Origin of the sequence: Dietzia sp. CW19, from assembly GCF_014145265.1 — a bacterium.
Taxonomy (GTDB): domain Bacteria; phylum Actinomycetota; class Actinomycetes; order Mycobacteriales; family Mycobacteriaceae; genus Dietzia; species Dietzia natronolimnaea.
Genome location: NZ_JAALEE010000561.1, coordinates 32414 through 32889, shown reverse-complemented (window position 1 = coordinate 32889; position 476 = coordinate 32414). Strand labels below are relative to the sequence as shown.

The window sequence follows — 476 nt, the reverse complement described above, 5'->3', positions numbered from 1 at the left end:
CTGTCCGAAATCGACGCGGCAGGTCAAAGAGCGATCCGAACTGGCCGATGTGCGGCTTGCCCGATGTGCTCTACGTCGATCACGGGACCGACTTCACCAGTCACCATCTCGCCCAGACCGCCAATGACCTGCATTTTCAGATCATCTACTCGACCATCGCCAGACCACAGGGCCGCGGCAAGATCGAGCGAATCTTCGGCACGATCAACACCGAACTCCTTGCCGAGCTGCCGGGCTATCTCACCCGCGGTCAGCGGCACCCCGAGCCGGTACTGACGCTGCCCGAACTCGACACCGCGATCGGCGAGTTCATCAGTGCCAAGTATCACCGCCGGACCCACCCGGAGACTGGCGACAGCCCCTACCGGACCTGGATCGGTGACGGGTGGCTTCCCCGCCTGCCCGAGACCATTGATGATCTCAACCTGCTGCTGTTGACCGTGGCCAAAACGCGCATCGTCCACCGCGACGGAGTG

Annotated in this window: 1 pseudogene; it reads left to right on the top strand. The window is 62.8% G+C overall.

Going from position 1 to position 476, the window contains the following annotated elements:
- Positions 1–56: 56 nt before the first annotated feature.
- Positions 57–476, top strand: a pseudogene (locus G6021_RS16185) (transposase); the annotation flags it as partial.